The sequence below is a fragment of the Haliea sp. genome (genome assembly GCF_040222615.1).
Classification (GTDB): domain Bacteria; phylum Pseudomonadota; class Gammaproteobacteria; order Pseudomonadales; family Halieaceae; genus Haliea.
This window is the reverse complement of record NZ_JAVKCQ010000076.1, coordinates 1-4083: the sequence shown is the minus strand read 5'-3', so window position 1 is coordinate 4083 and position 4083 is coordinate 1. Positions and strand designations below refer to the sequence as shown.

Annotated in this window: 2 protein-coding genes; both read left to right on the top strand. The window is 61.0% G+C overall.

The annotated features are described in order from the left end of the window. Positions 1 to 342: hypothetical protein (locus RJQ10_RS06880; RefSeq protein ID WP_350144962.1), on the top strand; the 342-nt coding region annotated here is incomplete at its 5' end. A 49-nt stretch (positions 343 to 391) separates the two neighbouring features. After that, positions 392 to 4081, top strand: coding sequence for a pilus assembly protein (locus tag RJQ10_RS06875; protein ID WP_350144960.1), 3690 nt, complete (start codon positions 392 to 394; stop codon positions 4079 to 4081). The last annotated feature ends 2 nt before the right edge of the window (positions 4082 to 4083 follow it).

Sequence of the window (4083 nt, the reverse complement as noted above, 5' to 3'; positions counted from 1 at the left end):
TTCCAGGCAACGGAAGCCGGTATTTATGCGGCCCTGGGTCTGGCGGGAACGGGGAATGACCCCTTTCGCCGGGTCGATGTGCCCCTGCCGTTTGCCGGCATTGGCGATGATGATCATCCCCTGCGCAATCTGCGCGACGGGGCGGCATCGGTGGATGTCGACGTAACTCTGGTGGCTATAGATCGCACCTGTCCGCGCCCGCCCGCCGAGGGCGGCGGGAACAGCGTGGGTTTGCTGGACTGCGATTACTATCGCATCAGGGCAGAGCATGATGTAGAGAACAAGGCGCGCTCAAGAATGGAACTGGGTGTAGTGAAAACGGTTATCGGGTCGCAGGGCTGAGCGGCGTGGCCGCTATCGTGCGATGCTGTGACAGCAGGAGGACAGGCTGATGAAGGTGCGTGAGTTGATACGGGTTTTTCTGGCCGGGCTGGTGCTGGCATCCATGTTCACTGCGGCCCCGGGGCTGGCGGATGATACGGAGATCTATCGGGCGGAATTCGACGCCTCGAACACGGGGCGGCCGAAGGTGCTTATCGTGTTCGATGATTCCGGCAGTATGTCCACCATGGTGGATCAGCAGCGCCCGCCCTACGACCCGGAGGAGGATGACTACGACAACCAGTTTGGCAGCGGGCGCATCTACTGGTCCACGGATGGCACTACCCCCGCGGTAGGCAGCAACAACTGGTTCGATGCCAGCGTCAACCGCTGCGCATCGTCTTTTGACATTTTGGAGAGCGAAGGTAACTTCACCGCAGACCGGGCCCGGCGCTGGGTGGACTCCACCGTGATTGCCGGCGATTGTGTCGATAGCTGCCCGGAGGGAACGTCCCTGCGCAATAACGGCAGCAACGGCCGGGCCTGCTACAGCCGTGAGTGCACCCAGTTTTATTGGTGGGGCGGCTGTGCCAGACGGGCGTGGGTCTACCAGGCGCCAGTTACCCGCGAGTGCACGGGCGACACCGTTCAGGTGGGGACCTGGCAGGCGCTCAACGCCAACGTCAAGTCACCGCGACATCTGGAGTGTCGCAACGATGAAAGCGAAGGCATCACTGCCAACGGCAGCGGCATCCCCGGGGGCTTCCCACAGAACAATGTAGCCACCGGCAGTGAGTACGGCCCCAGCGTTGATCTCGACATGGACTGGGGTAACCAGGCCTACACGTTCTACACCTCGCATTATCTGGACTGGTTCCATGATGATTCCCTGGTCGAGCCGCGTACCCGCCTGGCAATCGCCCAGGATGTGATTTCCGGTATTGTCCGCACCAACCCCGGCATCGACTTCGGTCTGCTGGAGATGAACGGGAACCGCTCTACAAGCTACAACGGTGGCCGGGTTACCAGGCGGATCATAGAAAACATGACCTCCAGTGACCGCGAAAACCTGATTGATATTGTGAATGCAACCGAGCACAGCGGCAGTACCCCCTTGTGTGAGTCTTTCTATGAAGCCTATCGTTACCTGGCGGGGGAGGAAGTGCTGTGGGGTAACAGTAAAGCCCCTGAGAACACCAGCAACCGAACGTACTACTATGGCCAGTGGTGGTATGACGATCCGCAACCCAAGGATTCCCTGGCGGAAAGCGGCGGCGATTATATTTCACCGGCTTCGGACTGCGCGTATACCTACGTGATCATCATGACCGACGGGGAGCCGCAGAACGATACCAGCGCTACCAGTCGGATCGAAACGCTGACGGGCAAGACCTGCAGCGAATACGCCACCTCCGGCCAGGGCATGACCAAGAACTGTCTGCCGGAACTGGCCGAGTACATGGCCAACACCGATCTGGACAATGACACTACCAACGGCAATCAGTTCGGCATTACCTATACCATCGGCTTCGCGACGGACCAGGTGCTGTTGAGCGATACCGCGGACAAGGGCAAGGGCCAGTACTACACTGCCAACAGCGCCCAGGAGCTGACGGAAGCCTTCCAGGGTGCCCTCGTCAGTATCCTTTCCACCGATACCACCTTCACCTCGCCGGCGGTGGCGGTCGACACCTTTACCCGGACCCAGAGCCGCGACGATATTTTCTATGCCATGTTCAAGCCTGGCGAACAGGTGGACTGGCCCGGCAATATCAAGAAGCTCAAGCTGGAGATCGACGACGGGGAGGCGGTGCTGGTCGACGCCAACGGCGCTCCGGCGATAGATCCTGCCACCGGCTTCATCAAGGACTCCGCTGTCACCTTCTGGGGCAGCAGCCAGGATGGCGGCCGGGTAGACCAGGGCGGTGCCGGCGGCTTGCTGGCGGCCCGCGATCCGGCTACCCGCAATGTCTACAGCGACACCGGTACCGGCGGCGCGCTGGAGGCGCTGAACAGCACCAACGTGGATGCGGATGCATTTGGACTGGCATCGGAGAGCGAGCTGTTCGACCTGTTCGGCGTGGCCAATCAGACGGCGCTGAACCGCCAGATCAACTGGGCGCTGGGCTATGATGCCTATGACCAGGACGGCGACGGCATCACCAACGAACCCCGCCGCTGGGTTCTCGGGGATATCCTGCATAGCCAGCCACAGGTGCTGAACTATGGTGCCCGTTCCGGCTTTAGTCAGGACGAGCCGGACATGCGGTTGGTGGTGGGGACCAATGCCGGTTTCGTCCACATGTTCCGCAGCGATACCGGCCAGGAAAGTTGGGCCTTTTTCCCCAAGGAGCTGGCGCCGATCATGTTGCTGCGCCGCCAGAACGGCCTGTCTGCGGATAATGTATACGGCATGGACCTGACCGCGGCCATCTATACCGTGGATCTGAACAAGGACGGCACCATTGATTCCGGTGACGGGGACAAGGCCTACGTCTACATGGGCATGCGCCGCGGTGGCAATTCCCTGTACGCACTGGATGTCTCCAACCCCGACAGCCCGGCATTCCTGTGGTCGATCGGCCCGGGCGACAGCGGGTTCGGTGAGCTGGGGCAATCCTGGTCGAAACCGGTGGTAACCCGAATCCCCGGCTACAAGGATGGCGAAGGCGTGCCGAAGCCGGTACTGATCTTCGGCGCCGGTTATGACCTCGGCAAGGATGCCACCGGAATAGCGACCCCCGACGTTATGGGGCGCGGTATTTTTATTGTCGACGCCACCACCGGTGAGCTGGTCTGGAGTGTCACTCCCGCCAGCAACAGTGCCAAGAATATGGAGGAGTCAGGCCTGCAACATGCGGTGCCGGCGGAAGTGACGGTGCTGGACAGCAACGGCGACGAACTGACGGACCGGATCTATTTCGCCGATGCGGGCGGCAACGTCTGGCGCGTGGATATGCCGGGAAATACTCTGCCGACCTCCAGCCAGACCGCGTGGCAGATCAACAAACTGGCAGCGTTGAGCGAGTCCACTGTGGCGACCGACCGGCGCTTCTTCAATGCACCGGATGTGGTTCGGATACGCTTCGATGGCGAGCCTGTGGACGCAGTGCTGATTGGCTCCGGAGACCGTACCAATCCCAACTCGACGGATGTGGATGATCGCTTTTACATGATCCGCGACGAGCGGGTGGCGCCGTATGCTGACACCCGTCCCACAGCGGCCGAGTGTGCGGATATGGAAACGATCACGGATTTCCGCTGCTTCCTCCCCCTGGACAACAGCGACCTGTTTGACATAACGGCGAATACGCTTAACACAGGGACCGAAGCCCAGCAGGCGACTGCGCTGGCCGCATTGCGGGCAGCCAACGGCTGGCGCATTGACCTCCAGAACTCGGGAGAAAAGAGTCTCGCCAAGTCGCTGACACTTAACGGCAAGACCTACTTTACCACCTTCACTCCCAGCAGCCTCCTGGACGATATCAATGTCTGCGAGCCGCAGTCCGGCAACGGTCGCCTGTACATTGTCGACCTGGTCGATGGCAGGCGGGGCATAATACCTCTGGGTCCGATCATCCCCGACACTCCCTCGGTCCACTTTGGCGAGGACGGGCAGGTGCGGTTGCTGTTGCCTCCGGGGACACCGGCGGGCGACAGCGATGGTGACGGCGACAATGACTGTGTCGGCGGTGTCTGCGACATCGGCGAGATATTCCGCCCGCCCTATGGAACCTACTGGTTCCAGGAGGAGTATTAATG